Annotated in this window: 13 protein-coding genes; 5 read left to right on the forward strand and 8 right to left on the reverse strand. The window is 43.7% G+C overall.

Features of this window, described 5'->3' with window-relative positions; translation table 11 throughout:
• Window positions 1–10 precede the first annotated feature (10 nt).
• Entirely contained in the window at window positions 11–1,318 is a 1,308-nt protein-coding gene (locus VGD82_RS01620; RefSeq protein ID WP_331018717.1) for a YhjD/YihY/BrkB family envelope integrity protein, read from the reverse strand.
• A 162-nt stretch (window positions 1,319–1,480) separates the two neighbouring features.
• Window positions 1,481–2,437, reverse strand: coding sequence for a prolyl aminopeptidase (pip, locus tag VGD82_RS01625; protein WP_331018718.1), 957 nt, complete (start codon window positions 2,435–2,437; stop codon window positions 1,481–1,483).
• A gap of 302 nt (window positions 2,438–2,739) precedes the next feature.
• Here pip and VGD82_RS01630 point away from each other — a divergent pair, with 302 nt between their 5' ends.
• The 5 genes from VGD82_RS01630 (at window position 2,740) to VGD82_RS01650 (ending at window position 8,572) form a co-directional block, all read left to right on the forward strand.
• A complete protein-coding gene (locus VGD82_RS01630; protein WP_135278679.1) occupies window positions 2,740–4,611 on the forward strand; it encodes a PQQ-binding-like beta-propeller repeat protein in 1,872 nt (623 codons plus the stop codon).
• Window positions 4,612–4,965: 354 nt separating this feature from the next.
• Window positions 4,966–5,883, forward strand: a complete 918-nt coding sequence (locus VGD82_RS01635; protein WP_331018719.1) for a quinoprotein dehydrogenase-associated putative ABC transporter substrate-binding protein — start codon at window positions 4,966–4,968, stop codon at window positions 5,881–5,883.
• A 132-nt stretch (window positions 5,884–6,015) separates the two neighbouring features.
• Complete coding sequence (locus tag VGD82_RS01640; RefSeq protein ID WP_135278677.1) at window positions 6,016–6,519, forward strand: c-type cytochrome; 504 nt, start codon at window positions 6,016–6,018, stop codon at window positions 6,517–6,519.
• A gap of 100 nt (window positions 6,520–6,619) precedes the next feature.
• The gene (locus VGD82_RS01645) at window positions 6,620–7,144 is read left to right on the forward strand and encodes a cytochrome c (RefSeq protein WP_331018759.1); all 525 of its coding nucleotides are present in this window, start codon (window positions 6,620–6,622) and stop codon (window positions 7,142–7,144) included.
• Between the two features lie 90 nt (window positions 7,145–7,234).
• Complete coding sequence (locus VGD82_RS01650; protein ID WP_331018720.1) at window positions 7,235–8,572, forward strand: NAD(P)/FAD-dependent oxidoreductase; 1,338 nt, start codon at window positions 7,235–7,237, stop codon at window positions 8,570–8,572.
• Between the two features lie 232 nt (window positions 8,573–8,804).
• On the opposite strand, the gene lplT is transcribed toward VGD82_RS01650, so the two are convergent.
• The 6 genes from lplT to glp all read right to left on the reverse strand — a co-directional run bounded on the left by lplT (window position 8,805) and on the right by glp (window position 15,851).
• Entirely contained in the window at window positions 8,805–9,965 is a 1,161-nt protein-coding gene (gene lplT, locus VGD82_RS01655) for a lysophospholipid transporter LplT (protein WP_331018760.1), read from the reverse strand.
• Between the two features lie 66 nt (window positions 9,966–10,031).
• Entirely contained in the window at window positions 10,032–11,429 is a 1,398-nt protein-coding gene (locus VGD82_RS01660; protein WP_331018721.1) for a PhoH family protein, read from the reverse strand.
• A 144-nt stretch (window positions 11,430–11,573) separates the two neighbouring features.
• Complete coding sequence (locus VGD82_RS01665; RefSeq protein ID WP_331018722.1) at window positions 11,574–12,029, reverse strand: peroxiredoxin; 456 nt, start codon at window positions 12,027–12,029, stop codon at window positions 11,574–11,576.
• Window positions 12,030–12,170: 141 nt separating this feature from the next.
• On the reverse strand, window positions 12,171–13,655 hold the full coding sequence (locus tag VGD82_RS01670) for a HAMP domain-containing sensor histidine kinase (protein WP_331018723.1): 1,485 nt from the start codon (window positions 13,653–13,655) through the stop codon (window positions 12,171–12,173).
• A gap of 11 nt (window positions 13,656–13,666) precedes the next feature.
• Complete coding sequence (locus tag VGD82_RS01675; protein WP_331018724.1) at window positions 13,667–14,413, reverse strand: energy transducer TonB; 747 nt, start codon at window positions 14,411–14,413, stop codon at window positions 13,667–13,669.
• Window positions 14,414–14,576: 163 nt separating this feature from the next.
• Window positions 14,577–15,851, reverse strand: coding sequence for a gephyrin-like molybdotransferase Glp (gene glp, locus VGD82_RS01680; protein WP_331018725.1), 1,275 nt, complete (start codon window positions 15,849–15,851; stop codon window positions 14,577–14,579).
• Window positions 15,852–15,937 lie beyond the last annotated feature (86 nt).

A 15,937-nucleotide genomic window follows, 5' to 3' on the forward strand; every position in this document is an offset into this window, starting at 1 on the left:
AGAGTGAAGTCTATTCGTCTTGTTGCTGTAAACGGATTGCCAGTTTGCGTAAAAATTTCATGGCGACTTTAGGCTCGTCCAGCAGTAATGTCTCAATATTATCCGTGCTCATTGTAATGATTTCTGCATGCGTTGAGGCGGCTTTTGCTTCTGCAACTGTTGGTGTGTTGGATAGCATGGCTATCTCACCAAAATATTCGCCAGCATGCACGGTGCGTAACACATTGCCATGTTTAATGATGTGCACCTCGCCTGAAACTAAATAGTACAAGCGATCAGTTGCTTCTCCATGTTGGAAGATAATGTCATTTTGCGCATATACCTTGCCGTAGCGCTGCATCAGCTTCTTTACATAGTGAGACTGTGTAGCAATATGGTGTTCTAATGATTCATCAAATAGTCCTTTTAGTAGCAAGACGTCTTTTTTTCTTAAAGTGGCAATCAGCTCTGTGCCTAGTAAAAACACTGCAAAGTTTACATAAAGCCAGGTGATGGAAATGAATAGGTTCTTCATGCTGCCAAAAATTGACCCGTATGATTCGTTCATCGATAAAAATAAAGTAAATGCAGGACGCATCAGCAGCCAGAGTATGGCGGTGAATAATGAGCCAATTAAGATATGTTTAATATATAAACGTGCAGGAAAGAACACAAAATAGAAGGCACTGATTAGCAGCGTGGTTAAGGCTAAGGAGGTTAAAGTTGTGAATGTTTCGTAGTGTATAAAGCGGCTGCTAGCGCCTAAAAATATAATGACCTTTTCGAGCATAAGCCCAGCAAATGTAAATAAAAAGAAGAGTAGCAACATGCCGATAATGGCAAAAATGTCTTTTATCTTTCTTTTAACAAATGATGGTGCCTCGACCAAACTTGCAATGCTGTAAAAAGCTGCACGCATCGCTCCTGCCAGCGGGGTTACGGTCCAGAGCAGAACAAATAGACCCAAAGCCCCCCATGCTACTTGATGTTTCGCCGTGCTATAAACCTCGGTCATGATGGCATTGCTAAATTGCGGAACCAGATTGCTGGTAATGATAGCGAGTTTAACAATCGCATAATCTGAGCTGAAAATAAGTTGGCTCAATAGAAAAAACATGAGCAGCACTAAAGGAATCAATGCAAACATCGCATAGAAAGATAGGGATGCAGATAAGCCCAAGGCGTTGTGCCGTTGAAACGCCTTGAACATCTCATGAAATACAAATAGCGGCGTGTTATAGCGCTGGTTAGCGTAAACCTCGCTAGGTATATTAATCGCTTTACGTAAGTTGTCACGTATCGCTAAATTTTGTTTTGGAGTGAAAGTGATCTTCTTCATGCTGCGATGTGTATAGTCAAATCTTGATGGATAGGCATGACGCTTAAATTTCCATGGGTAGATATTGCGGTGAAGTCATCTTGGTGTGCGATTAGTGAGAAAGTATAGGCTAAATATCCATAAAGAATCTTAGCACCATACTCTCTCAATATTAATGCATGTTTAATCTAAATTCTTAAATTTCTCAGTCGCGGCGATAAGTGCGGATGTTGTGCCAGCCTCCATGGCGGAATGCCCTGCGTCATCCACAAAGTGCAACTCAGCATGTGGCATCGCGCGCTTGAGTTCCCACGCTGTGATCGGTGGGCAAACCATGTCGTAACGACCTTGCACAATAATGGTGGGCACTTGCGATAGCTTTTCCTTGGCTTCGGCTAGTAAGTCGCGTTTTCCAACAAAACATTGCTGCTGTATATAGTGTATTTGCACCCTGGCGCGAGCTAGCTCTACCGGGCCATCTACCTCCTGTTCACTGGCAGGCCTTGGCAGCAAGGTCATGATGCTGCTCTCAAACTGGTTCCATTGAATTGCTGCTGGAATATTAATCGCGGCATCATCTGAGAAAATAAGCTTCTCGTAAGCGTTAATCGGGTTAGCTTTTGACTCGCCAGGTAAGAAATCACATAAAACCTCCCAAGGTTCAGGGTAAAAGGCTTTTACATCGTTCAAAAACCAGTTGAGCTCGCTGTTACGGCTTAAAAATATGCCGCGCAGAATCAGTCCGGTTACATGTTGTGTGTGCTTTAATGCGTAAGCAATGCCAAGTGTGCTGCCCCATGAGCCACCGAACACCAACCATCTATCAATGCCTAAGTGGGTGCGAATCAAATCAATATCATGCACTAAGTCATCAATGGTATTGTTGGTTGTTTCGCCTAAAGGCTTGCTACGCCCGCATCCGCGCTGGTCAAGCAAGATAATGCGGTAATGCTTTGGGTCAAAAAAGCGTCTTTGTGCAGGGTTGCAACCACTGCCAGGGCCGCCATGCAGGAACACTACTGGCACCCCATCAGGGTTGCCACAAACCTCATAGTAAATCTCATGCAAATCGTCCACTTTGATCGTAGATTCTTTAAATGTATCAATCTCAGGATACAACTTGTAAATATCGGCTTGCATGCGGGGGTAATCTCTTTCTATTTGATTTTAAATGACTTTTTGTGGTGTGCTAATTCTTTAAATTGACGCTATATAGTAGTTTGGTGTGCTGGGAATCAATATGTTAAGTTAAATGTAAATAAATTGTAAACAATGTATTGCAATTCATGATTCACTGGTTTATAGTTCTGTTCAAGCACATTAAGTGTGCTACAAATAGATTCATAAAAGCTAGTAAAAATTTTGAGGAACATCAAAAATTTATTGGTTTTAGATATGAATCTATTTATTTAAACCTTAGTAGTTTAACTTTGGAGATTAATATGCAAATCAACAAAATCAAGTTAGCACTTGGCTTGGTAGCAGGTATGGCGATGCCTTTAGTAGCATCGGCCGCTGCAGATCAAGAAGCAGCAATGAAAGACGCGAACAACTGGGCTCACCCACGTGGTCAGCACAACAACAACGGTTACAGCGCTTTGTCACAAGTGAACAAAGGCAACGTTAAAAATCTTAAAGCAGCTTGGACATTCGCTACTGGTGTAAACCGTGGTCACGAAGGTTCACCAATCGTTGTTGGTAACATGATGTATGTACATACAGCATTCCCAAACAACGTATACGCTTTAGACTTAGACAACAACCAAAAAATCGTATGGTCATACTTCCCTAAACAAGATCCATCAGTACAAGCTGTATTGTGCTGTGACAACGTTTCACGTGGTCTTGGCTTCGGCGACGGTAAAATCTACCTACAACAAAACGATGGTAACTTAGTAGCTTTAGACGCTAAAACTGGTGCTAAAGTATGGTCAACATTGATCAACGATCCAAAAGTTGGCGCTACTAACACTAACGCTCCACACGTAATCAAAGACAAAGTATTGACAGGTTGTTCAGGTGCTGAGTTCGGTGTACGTTGCTTTATCGCAGCATACAACGCTAAAGATGGTTCTTTAGCATGGAAAGCATACTCAACAGGTCCAGATTCTGAAGTGTTGATCGGTGCAGATTTCAACAAAGAAACTCCTGAATACAGTGCATTGTCAGTTTACCAAGACGTAAACGGCGGCAACAAAGAAGGCGGTTCTTTCAAAAAATTACCTAACGACCAAATCAAATTTGGCGAAAAAGATCTAGGTACACGTACATGGTTGAAGCCACAAGCAGTTAAAGATGGTTGGCAACATGGTGGTGGCTCTGTATGGGGCTGGTGGCCATATGATGCACGTACAAACTTAGTTTACTACGGTACAGGTAACCCATCAGTTTGGAACCCAGACGTACGTCCAGGCGACAACAAATGGTCAATGACTGTATTCGCACGTGACTTAGACACTGGCGTTGCAAAATGGGGTATGCAAATGACTCCACATGACGAGTGGGACTACGACGGTATCAACGAAGTAATCTTGTTCGACAAAGGTGGCAAAACATACGCTTGGCACCATGACCGTAACGGCTTCGCTTACACATGGAATGCACACAACGGTAAATTACAAGCTGCTCAAAAAGTTCACCCATTCGTAAACTGGGCAACTGATGTTGACATGAAAACTGGTGTACCAAACAAATTGGCATCAGCTTCTACTCACCAAGACTACAACGCTAAAGGCGTTTGTCCAGCTGCTTTAGGTACAAAAGACCAACAACCAGCTGCATACTCACCAAAAACTGGTTTAGTATATTCTCCATTGAACCACGTATGTATGACATACGAGCCAGTTGAGTCTAAATACGTTGCTGGTCAACCATGGGTTGGTGCAACATTAACAATGTTCCCAGGTCCTGACGGTGTTATGGGTGGCTTCGGCGCTTATGATCCAATGACAAACAAAAAAGTATGGTACAACAAAGAGAAATTCTCAGCTTGGGGTGGTGCTTTAACTACTGCTACTGACTTAGTGTTCTACGGTACTTTAGATCGTTGGTTCAAAGCTGTTGATGCTAAATCAGGTAAAGAACTTTGGAAATTCCAAGTTGGTTCTGGTGTGATTGGTAACGCATTCACATACGGTAACAAAGGTAAACAATACGTTGGCGTGCTATCAGGTATCGGTGGCTGGGCTGGTGTTGCGATGAACCTTGGTATGACTACTCCTACAGACGCTTTAGGCGCTGCTGGTGGTTATGCTGAACTAGTTAAATACAACGCTGCTCCTGGCGGCGGTGCATTGAACGTATTCAGCCTATAATTGATTGTTGTAATACAATAAAATTATTAGCTAATATCGTAAGCTAGTACCAAAGTAGTAACTAAAAACACCCCGATTCGTCGGGGTGTTTTTTTATTGAGTAGCGTCATGTGAATAGTCCATTTGTGCCGCTCGGCACAGTAGTTCGTACTCGTGTTTGTTCAGCAAATAGCTATTAATAAATAGCTAATATTTAAGCCAGATTCATGAAAATCTGCTGTTTCATACATAGGCTATCCTGTATAGTCGTATGTCGGTTTTGAAGGTTTTAATAGGTAGAACTTTTGATTAAGTTACTACTCTATTACATAGCGCGGTGGAGTAAGAGCCGCATTTTTATGATAAGGAATAAAAATGTTTAAAAGAATGCAATTGCTTGGTCTGATTATGGGTTTTCTTGCAATAGGCAGCGTGCAGGCTGAAGATGTTTACTCTTCAGGTCGTGCTGGCGAAGTGCAGCGTGTGGATGATGGTACAGAGTTCAGAGTCTGTGCAGACCAAGATAACCTACCCTATTCAAATAAGAATTTAGAAGGGTTTGAAAATAAAATTGCTGAAGTGTTGGCAAATGATTTAAATAAGAAGCTTGCGTTCACGTTCTGGTACGACAGAATGGGTTTCATTAGAAACACACTGAGTGCAAAAAAATGTGATGTGATTATGGGAACTACATCAGATTACGATGCATTAAGAACATCTAAACCTTACTACCGTGCAGGCCACGTGTTTGTATACAAAAAAAGCAGCGGTATGAAAATCACAAACTGGGATAGCCCAGACCTTAAAAAAGCAACTATTGGTATTGTGGGTCAGAGCCCAGCAACCATTGCTTTGAATGATTATGGCCTTATGCCAAATGCAAGACCGTACCGCATGCAACGCGACCTTAATTTACCGCCAAGCTATTTAATTGATGACTTGCTTGCTGGTGATATTGATGTAGCGATTATGTGGGGCCCAATCGGTGGTTATTTCGCTAAACAATCAAAAGAGCCGTTAGAGGTTGTGATGGTGCCTGATTATGAAATGGTGAATGCCAAAGGTAAAACTAACTGGAATATTTCAATCGGTGTACGTAAAGCTGATAAAGAACGCATGGCAATGATTGATGCTGCGCTAGATAGAAATAAAGACAAAATTAACAAAATTCTAGATGATTATGGCATTCCGCATATGCCTGTAGTTGAAGGCGATAGCATTATGAAAGTTTATCGTAAGGGAAAAGAAGTTAATAAAGAAACTCGCGGTGACGCGATCCCAAAAACAGAGTAAAATGTGCGCTTATTTTGCGTTGTTAAGTCAACCGATATATAAATACCTACGTTGAATGACCATACGTTGAAGAATGCGCTTAGCATGATTAGGACGTAACTCATTTTATGTGAATTAAAATTAGGAGATAACATGTTAGGCAATAAAACTTTAGCGTCAACATTATTAGTTTCTATGTTGGCATTAACAGGCTTAGTTTCTGTAAATGTGCAGGCAGCAGACATTAACCTAGTAGCAACGCAAGATGGTGCACCTTTAAATATTAAAAAAGAGTTGTTCGATACGCCAGCTGCAAAAGAGTTCTTAGCAACAGGTAAAAACCCATACATCGGTAATGAGGATGCAATTAAAGCAGGTAAAAAGAAATTTAACCTGTACTCATGTAACGCCTGTCATGGTGGTCACGGTGAAGGTGCTATTGCACCAGGCTTGACTGGTAACATCATGAAATATGCAAAAAATCTAACAAACAAAGGTATGTTTGAAACGATTTGGCATGGTACCAACGGTGGTATGGGTGCTAAAGGTTTAGGTTTGATGGTGCCGGAAGATCCTTCAGAAGGCTTGAAACCTGATGATTTGTTGAAAGTAATTGCTTGGATTCGTAGCAACAGCAAAATTACTGGTAACGAATAATTAATTGCTTTGTCTCGTAAAAAACGGTCGCCATTGCGACCGTTTTTTATTATGACTAAATGCGTTATTATTAAACTTTTCATAATTAATCGAGTGAATGATGAATAAACATTTATTTTTAGTGGCGCTCATTTCAATGCTCGCTGCATGTGGTCAAGGTTCTGGCTCTAAAAGTGCAGATGCTAGCGCAGGTTCTGATTCAGAAATAAAGATGATTGATTTGGTAACAACTCAAGATGGTTCAGCGTTAAAAATTGACGCAAAACTTTTTGATACGCCAGCTGCAAAAGAGTTTATTGCAACAGGCAAAAACCCATATATTGGTGTTGAAGCTGAGATTTTGGCTGGTAAAAAGAAATTTAGCTTATATTCATGTGTAGCCTGTCATGGCGGCCGTGCAGAAGGTGCAGTAGGGCCAAGTTTGCAAGGTCCCAACTTTAAGTATGCAAAAAATGCGACAAACAAAGGTATGTTTGAAACGATTTGGCACGGCACCAACGGCGGTATGGGTGCTAAAGGCTTTGGTTTAATGCAAGCTGATCCACCTGATGGTTTGAAACCAGATGAAGTATTGAAAGTTATTGCATGGATTCGTAGCAATTCAGCAATCACTGGAAACGAGTAAGTGATTTAAGAATAGAAAGCGCTTACTGAGGTTCAGTAAGCGTTTTTTTTATTTTAAAAGTTTAATAATAGTGTATGCAGGGAGTGCAAAATGGGTAAGGCGGAAGCAGAGCAACTGCATCAAATCGTCATCGTAGGTGGTGGGGCTGGCGGTTTAGAGTTAGCAACTAAGCTAGGCGATAGTCTAGGGCGTAAAGGTAAGGCCGTGATTACTTTGATTGATAAGTCAAAGACACACGTCTGGAAGCCATTGCTGCATGAAATTGCTGCCGGCAGTATGAACCCAGAGAAGCATGAGCTAGTCTATTTAGCGCAAGCACATTGGCATCACTTTAAGTTCCGTCTGGGTAGTATGGATAGCCTGGACCGAGCTAAAAAAGAAATCTCAATTGCGCCAAACTATGATGAAGACGGTGTAGAGGTTATTCCACGTCGTACCATTAAATATGACACACTGGTGATTGCAGTAGGTAGTACTACTAACGATTTTGGTATTAAAGGCGCGCGTGAGCATTCTATCGCACTAGATACGCAAGATCAGGCTGAGAAATTCCACAGGCGTTTACATAATGCGCTATTACGCGCACAAACCCAAGCTGAGCCTGTCCAAGCTGGCCAGTTAGAAGTGGTGATTGTGGGTGCTGGTGCAACCGGGGTTGAACTCTCTGCTGAACTGCATAATACAACACGTGAATTAGCAGCTTACGGGCTGGATAAAATTGATCCTGACCGTGATGTACACATTTCATTAATCGAGGCGAGTGAGCGTGTATTGCCTGCGCTCCCAGAAAAACTTTCTAACTCTGTAGATTTGGAACTGAGAAAACTGCGCGTGCACTTATATATGGGTGAGCGTGTGACTGAGGTGACAAGTAAAGGTGTGCAAACACACAGTGGCCGTTTTATTCCGTCAGCACTTGTGGTTTGGGCTGCAGGCATTAAGGCTCCTGATTTCCTTCGTGAGATTGACGGACTGGAAACTAACCGCATTAACCAATTGGTAGTTAAACCTACGTTACAAACTACACTAGATGATAATATTTTTGCATTTGGTGATTGTGCAGCATGCCAGTGGGCAGGGCACAGCCAAGGCGTGACAGTGCCACCACGCGCGCAGTCAGCACATCAGCAAGCTAGTATGTTGGTTAAAACATTGAAATACCGTGTGGCAGGTAAGGCAGATCTACCTGAGTTTAAATACAGAGATTATGGTTCTCTGGTAAATCTAGGTAGCTACACAACGGTAGGTAATTTGATGGGCGCGTTATCAGGTGGCAGTTTATTTATTGAAGGTTTGATTGCACGTACGATGTACCAATCACTCTATAAACTGCATTTGATGGCACTGCATGGGTTTTGGAGCATGGCACTACAAACATTAGCTAGAATGATTGCAAAACGTACTGAAGCACACGTGAAACTGCACTAATCAATTTTTGATCCAATACAACGGGCGCATCAATAAAACGTTAACATGGTTTTATTGATGCGCCCGTTTTTATTTGTAGTCTGTTCGTATAAGTGCGTAGCGTTTGCATCACAAGGGGTGTGTGAATTAATGCACTAGTGTGAGGTAGTCCAGATACGAACCGGCGGACTTAGTGTCGCATCTTGCATGCTCAGAGTAGTCTGCAAGATGCGCAATAAAGTGTTACTTTGCGTTAGGCGATATTTTTGTAGCGCTTATTAATAACGGTCATACACAGGCTTACAAATACGCCAAATACAATCACAATGATATTGATAGGAAGTTCAGCTTTTACCATTAATAAGTAGGCACCCAACATAAGCAGGATGCCGATATGCTCGTTGAAATTCTGTACGGCAATAGAGTGACCTGCGCCAATTAATTCGTGCCCACGGTGCTGTAATAGCGCGTTCAACGGAACCACAAAGAAGCCAGCAAGTGCGCCGATAATAAATAGCAATGCTACCGCAACCTGCCAATGCTGTACAAACGCCATCACTACCACCAGTACTCCCATGACAATGCCTGCCGGCAGTACTTTTGTTGACTCTTCTAACTTGATATAGGTTGCTGCAACTACGGAACCCGCAGCAATGCCTACGGCAAGTATTGCCATTAGCTGCGTGGCTTGTTCTAAACCAAAGTTAAGTGTGCTGGCTGCCCATGCAATTACCACTAGGCGTAGCGTTGCGCCAGCACCCCAGAATAGGGTGGTGACCGCAAGTGAAACTTGTCCGCGTGTATCTACCCATAATGCCTTGAACGACTGCCAAAAGTCGTAAAGCATAAATGCAGGATTCTTCTTCGGTAGCTTATGGTCAATCGGTAGTTTTGGAATATAAATATTAAATACCGCTGCGACTAAATACAGCAATGTGATGAAAATCATGGCAAAGTAAGGGTCATGGCTGGCAAGGCTGCCACCAAGTAGTGCGCCCAATATGATGGCGATCACAGTTGAGCCTTCCATCCATCCATTGGCGCTCACCAGTTTTTCTGGAGGTAGTAGCTCGGTCAAAATACCGTATTTTGCAGGGGAGTATGCCGCAGCGCCGATACCGACAATGCCATAGGCATAGAGCGGCGGCATGCCAAGCAGCATAGCAAGGCTGCCGATGAACTTAATTGCATTGGCAAGAAACATCACACGCCCCTTGGGTAAGGCGTCAGCAAATGAGCCTACAAATGGCGCAAGTACAATGTAGGAAATCACAAAAAACTGCTGTAATAGGGGCGTGTGCCAATCTGGTGAGTTGATTTTGGCAAGTAGTGCAATCGCCGCAAACAACAGTGCGTTGTCAGCTAGGGCAGATAAAAACTGCGCTGTGAGTAAGGTATAAAAGCCTTTACACATCCGCATTAGAAATCACCTTTGATAACACAGCACTGATTGTTAAGCTTGAAGTTGCACATAATTAACCTATAAAATTTCCGCCGCAAAGTCAGCCAGGCGCGAGCGTTCGCCACGTTGTAGTGTGATATGCCCGTTGTGGCTCCAGCCTTTAAAGCGATCTACCACGTAAGTAAGCCCTGAACTGCCTTCTGTTAAGTAAGGGGTGTCGATTTGTGCGATATTACCCAAACAAACAACTTTAGTACCAGGCCCCGCACGGGTGATTAGGGTTTTCATTTGTTTAGGCGTTAAGTTTTGCGCTTCATCAATAATTAAGAATTTATTTAAGAAAGTGCGACCACGCATAAAGTTTAATGATTTAATTTTAATGCGAGTACGGATTAAGTCTTGAGTCGCAGCACGCCCCCAATCCCCAGCTTCTTCATCGCTTTTATTTAATACATCCAAGTTGTCTTCCAGCGCACCCATCCATGGCGTCATTTTTTCTTCTTCAGTGCCCGGTAAAAAGCCGATGTCTTCGCCAACTGGCACCGTCACACGGGTCATGATGATCTCTGAGTAAATCTTCTTATCCAGTACCTGAGTAAGTGCGGCTGCCAATGTTAACAGTGTTTTGCCAGTACCGGCTTGCCCAAGTAAAGAAACAAAGTCTATTTCTGGGTCCATCAGTAGGTTTAATGCAAAATTCTGCTCACGATTGCGCGCGGTAATACCCCAAACATTATGTTTGGGTATTAAATGATCTTTAACTACCTCAAGTACTGCAGTGTCTTTCTCTAGGCTGCGCACAATAGCATGGAATGGCTTCTCAAACTCGTAATACACAAATTCGTTGACCAAAAAAGTTTTGCATAACGGGCCTGTGAGTCGGTAGAACATGCGGCCAGACTCTTGCCATGATTCCATCGCCTTACTGTGATTGTCCCAGAAGTCCGCTGGCAGCTCTTTCATGCCACTGTAGAGAACGTCGGTATCTTCTAATACTTTGTCATTAAAGTAGTCTTCAGCTAATACCCCCATCGCCCGCGCTTTAATGCGGATGTTGATGTCTTTGCTGACAAGGATAACTTGTCTGCTAACGTGTTGTTTCTGCAGGCATAGCACCACGCTGATAATTTGGTTGTCGGCTTTACTACCGGCAAGCCCAGGTAAATCTAGGTGTAGTTGTGTGGTTTGTAAGAATAAGCGACCGGTAGCTTGTTTGTTACCGTTACGTGATAAGGCACAGCCTAGCTCTAGGTTAGTTAAATCTGAACTGACGATTTCTTCTAAATTGCGGCTGACTTGGCGCGCATTGCGTGCAACTTCGGTAAGGCCTTTTTTATTGTTGTCTAACTCTTCCAGCGTGACCATCGGTAGATAGATGTCGTGCTCTTCAAATCTGAATAGTGAAGAAGGATCATGCATGAGTACATTCGTATCAAGAACAAATAGTTTGGATATACCAGTATCTTTTTTGGACATAAAAGACTTTCTAATAAGTGATGAATGTAATGGAGTTAAATTAAGTTTAAAAAATTACTAACTGCATACTGCGTTGAGATGTTGCTATTCCACGTAATACTTCTATTAATACAATTGTCCAATCTAAATGAGTGGCTGCTAAAACTATAACGAACTGATAAAGCTTAACACCTCTGCGGCATGGCCATCTACCTTTACGCCACGCCATTCCTTAATCAGTGTGCCGTCAGTGTCGATGATAAAAGTGCTACGCTCTATCCCTCTTACTTGCTTACCATACATGTTCTTCATTTTGATGACATTAAATAGTGCACATGCCACTTCTTCTGTATCGGCTAACAGCTCAAAAGGGAAGCTGAATTTTGCCTTAAAGTTTTCGTGCGATTTTAAGCTATCGCGTGAAATGCCGAAAATCTCAGTGTTTTTAGCTTGAAAATCCGCATAAGCATCCCGGAACTGCATACCTTGTGTGGTACAGCCTGGCGTAGAGTCCTTTGGGTAAAAGTAAATCACAAGTCGCTTGCCTAAATAATCTGAGCGTTGAAATGTTTTTCCGCTGGTTGCAGGTAATTGGAAGTCAGGTACAGGTTGATTAAGCATAAGAAAATTGGTCGCTGATATAGAACGTAGTTACATTGTTGATAAAAAGCCCTATTAAGGCAAGTCTATATCGCAAGTAAATGCTAATAATTTTGAAAAATATTGGTTTCGTCTTGGTGGTGACCGTCAGTGGTGAGGTGTTTAAATAGAATCGTGATGAGTATTAAGCATTTTCGGTAATGAGATGGTAATTATCGTGCCGCCACCCTGCCTTGCACTGAACTGAAGCGTACCTCCTAATGCGTCACATACTTTGAACGCAAATGGTATGCCGATGCCGGTGCCAAATCGCTTGGTAGTGGGGGCACTCATGGCGCTGGGGTCTGGTTTAAACGGCATACCGCTACCACGATCCATCAAGAATAAATCGAACGTATCTTGAGTTATCTTGCATACTATTTCTAGAGGGGCGTTCTTGCCTGATGCGTCAATCGCGTTCAATAGCAGGTTGTAAATCACTTGCTCTAGCAGGTGATGATCGGTAAATATTTTATCGTTATAGCTGGCATTAGGCTTAGGCCAGTCAGGTAATTTGAGTTGAATAGATTTTTCCGCGATTTTTTGCTGCAATGGGCTGAGCGCACCATTTACAATTTCGCGCATATTGGTATAAGTTGGCTGTGGCTGTAGTGGGTGTAAGTATGCCAGTAATGCACCAGTCCAGCGTTCCAGCCTGTCTACTGTATTGATAATGCCGTAAATCGACTCTTGCGTTTCTGCATTGTTGCTGGGATCGTCCATTACCTGTGCGGTAGCGCGAATGCTGGCAAGTGGGTTGCGAATATTGTGCGCTAACATGGGCACCAGCAAGCCTTGTGCGGCTTGTTTTTCGGTACGGATGAGGTTTTCCTGGCTAGTTAATAACTTATCCGCCATTTCGTTCACGGCTTTGGAGAGTGAAGCCAGCTCTTCAATATTTTCATCGGGTGCTTTGTGTGTGAGATTGCCGGCACTGATTTCAGTGGTGGCGTGTAGCACGCCTTCAATCGGCCGCACAATAGAGCGTTTTAAGAACACGCGTGAGAACATTAAAAGCAGAATGGCTAGTGCGAGCGGGGTGAACAGTAAGTAGTTGGATTTATGTTTACTGTTTTTAAGTTGCGTATCTAGCTCTGCTTGTTTCTGGTTAAGGAGTTGTTCCGTGCTGGCTAGTATAGATTCGTAGCGGTTAAATATGCCCGCTTCCAGATCTGTATTCAGAATCTTTTTTAGGTCATTGCGGTTAAGGTGTGAGTCTTGATCAAAAAGCGTGGATGTTTCAGACACAAACGCCTGATAGCCAGCATGCAGATCATGAATCGCGGCTTTTTCTGCCTCGCCTACGGCAAGGCGCTGCAGTTGTTGGAAGTGATTCTCTACGGAAACGGTAAATTGGTTGTATTCGGTGCGAGCTTCTGGGTCGTCTAAAAAGTAAGCATCAAACAGCTCTTTTAGCTGGCGGTATAAATCACCGCGTGTTTGCTGTACCTCTTGAATCAGAGAATTGATTCGGTTGGATTCTTGGCTGGATTGATCTTGGAGTTGGATCCCAATCGCACCAATCGAGGCCACTAAGAAAATAAGTAATATAAAGGCTAGCTCATGAATGAGTAAAAGGTCTTTAAGAGAGGTCTTTTTTTTAGCCACAGCAGATAGATTTATTGATTTTCGAGCTTAAACGGTACAGGGATCACAATCGTGAACGTGCTGTTCCGTAATGCTTCTGGTGGGGTAGGGAATGGGATGGCTTTTTCCACCATTTCCAGTGCTTGCTTATCTAGTACTTCATAACCACTAGATTGCGTAATTTTCTTTGACTTTAATTTCCCGCTGCCATCAAGCTCGAGTTCAACGATGGCTTCACCCTGCCAGCCGCGCATTTGGGCAATTTTCGGGTACTTTTTATGTTTGCTGATTGCGTTCCACAGCGCATTACCGTAACGTCCGGTAGCGTTGTCTATTTCCGCTTGGCTAGGTATAGGTGGTGCTTCTTTGACAGGCTCAGCTACCGGCTGGGGGTGGGTTGGTACAGGGCGCTCCGGTGCGGGTTTTACCGCAATCACCTCTGGTGCAGCTGTAATGACTGGTGTTTCTGTGATGGGTTTAGCCTCTTGAACGATATGGCTGGGCGTCTGCTTTACAATCGGCTTAGGTGTTGGTTTTGGAGTGACTTGGGTTTGCGGCTCGACAACTTCTGCAGGCGGCTGTACTGGTTGTGCTGGCATCGGTGGAGGCGGAGCTGGCTGTTTAACCAGCTGAATTTCTAACACCTCAGGCATTTTTGCCGGGTCAAAATGAATGTTGGGGATAATCAGTATAAGCAAACCATGCAGCAGCATTGAGCAAATAATCGCCCATACGATGGTGTATCCCTTTAAAGAGGGCTGAGTCGCCGCGGAGTTCAAAGAAAAAAAGACCTGATTGAGTAGGGTTTGGTTAAAAATGACACGAAATTATACAACAAGCAGTCTTGATTGCTAGGTTGCTGTTTTGGTGGCTTGTGCTTTGCTTGTGGTTCATATCATGCATAATTTGTTTAACGCTCACTAAACTCAATAAAATATGATGTTAGATAATACCATCTAACACTTGAACTTGAACGGTTGCCCCAGCGTCTAGGTTGCCAACCGTGTCGTCTAGCACAATAAAGCAATTGGCTAACGACATGGAGCTTAATAGTGCCGAGCCTTGTGCACCAGTTGGTTTTACACGCCATACACCATCGGTGTCGGTAAATAATATGCCGCGCTGGAACTCGGTGCGCCCTGTCAGTTTTTTAATTGCCTGCGTGCACTGTACTTGGAACATAGGTAAAGGTACCGGGCTGGATTGACCCATTAGTCTCAGTAATGCGTCGCGTACAAATTGGTAAAATGTTACCATCACAGCCACTGGGTTACCCGGTAGCCCAAAGTAATGCGCATTGCTCACTTTGCCATAAGCGAGTGGTCGACCTGGCTTCATAGACACTTTCCAGAACATGACTTGACCGTGCTTGGCGAGCAGCAGTTTCATGTAGTCTGCCTCACCTACAGAGACACCGCCGCTGGTGATGACAACATCCGCTTGTTGTGCGGCGCTAAGCAGGGTTGCTTCAAGTTGTACCGGGTCATCTGCAATTGCCCCTAGGTCGATGACTTCTACACCAAGCCTAGTCAACATGCCAAAGAGTGTGTAGCGGTTACTGTCGTAAACTTGCCCGGTTTGAAGCGGTTGCCCTAGGCCGACCAGTTCATCCCCAGTAGAAAAGAATGCAACTTTTAGTTTGCGGTAGGCTTGTAGCTCTGCAATGCCTAGTGAGGCGATTAAGCCTAAGTCCGCGGGGCGCATGAGATGGCCTTTGGTGAGCACAGATTGCCCTAGTTTTAGATCCTCTCCTGCATAGCGTACATTCGCCTGCGGTTTAGGCGCTTCACTAATATTAATAAACTCGCCGTCAGTGGCAGTTTTCTCCTGCACTACAACGGTGTCAGTGCCCGCTGGCATGAAGGCACCGGTCATGATTCTGACACACTGCCCATCACTTACCGTGCCTTCAAATGCTTTTCCTGCAAACGCAGTTCCCACTACCTTGAGGCGTGGTGTCGTAATGTCGCTGGCTTTAAGTGCGTAGCCATCCATTGCTGAGTTGTCATAATTAGGTACGTTGGCCGGCGACATGATGTCTGCTGCCAGCACGCGCCCCAAGCTATCACGTAACGCCAGTGTTTCCGCTTCGGATACCGGGTTTAAGAATTGCTGAATATACTCACGAGCTTTGGCTACGTGCATAGCGTTAGGGTCATAATCATCCATGCAACTAGGGTTATTGGCTAAGGTTTGGAGTGAAGTGTCGCTAGTCATTTGGTGTGCTTGAGTGTGTATTGAATGTTAATTGTCTAGTTTAATGGGTTAAAAGTGGTGGCTTAGGCCTTGCACGCAAATGGGCA

It is taken from the genome of Methylotenera sp., assembly GCF_036401095.1.
Classification (GTDB): domain Bacteria; phylum Pseudomonadota; class Gammaproteobacteria; order Burkholderiales; family Methylophilaceae; genus Methylotenera.

Bases quoted from the DNA above. Each gene is read 5' to 3' on its own strand.
- VGD82_RS01640 (WP_135278677.1), top strand. From the start codon at position 6,016: ATGTTAGGCAATAAAACTTTAGCGTCAACATTATTAGTTTCTATGTTG.
- VGD82_RS01635 (WP_331018719.1), top strand. From the start codon at position 4,966: ATGTTTAAAAGAATGCAATTGCTTGGTCTGATTATGGGTTTTCTTGCA.
- VGD82_RS01645 (WP_331018759.1), top strand. From the start codon at position 6,620: ATGAATAAACATTTATTTTTAGTGGCGCTCATTTCAATGCTCGCTGCA.
- VGD82_RS01630 (WP_135278679.1), top strand. From the start codon at position 2,740: ATGCAAATCAACAAAATCAAGTTAGCACTTGGCTTGGTAGCAGGTATG.
- VGD82_RS01650 (WP_331018720.1), top strand. From the start codon at position 7,235: ATGGGTAAGGCGGAAGCAGAGCAACTGCATCAAATCGTCATCGTAGGT.
- VGD82_RS01665 (WP_331018722.1), bottom strand. From the start codon at position 12,029: ATGCTTAATCAACCTGTACCTGACTTCCAATTACCTGCAACCAGCGGA.
- VGD82_RS01660 (WP_331018721.1), bottom strand. From the start codon at position 11,429: ATGTCCAAAAAAGATACTGGTATATCCAAACTATTTGTTCTTGATACG.
- pip (WP_331018718.1), bottom strand. From the start codon at position 2,437: ATGCAAGCCGATATTTACAAGTTGTATCCTGAGATTGATACATTTAAA.
- lplT (WP_331018760.1), bottom strand. From the start codon at position 9,965: ATGTGTAAAGGCTTTTATACCTTACTCACAGCGCAGTTTTTATCTGCC.
- glp (WP_331018725.1), bottom strand. From the start codon at position 15,851: ATGACTAGCGACACTTCACTCCAAACCTTAGCCAATAACCCTAGTTGC.
- VGD82_RS01620 (WP_331018717.1), bottom strand. From the start codon at position 1,318: ATGAAGAAGATCACTTTCACTCCAAAACAAAATTTAGCGATACGTGAC.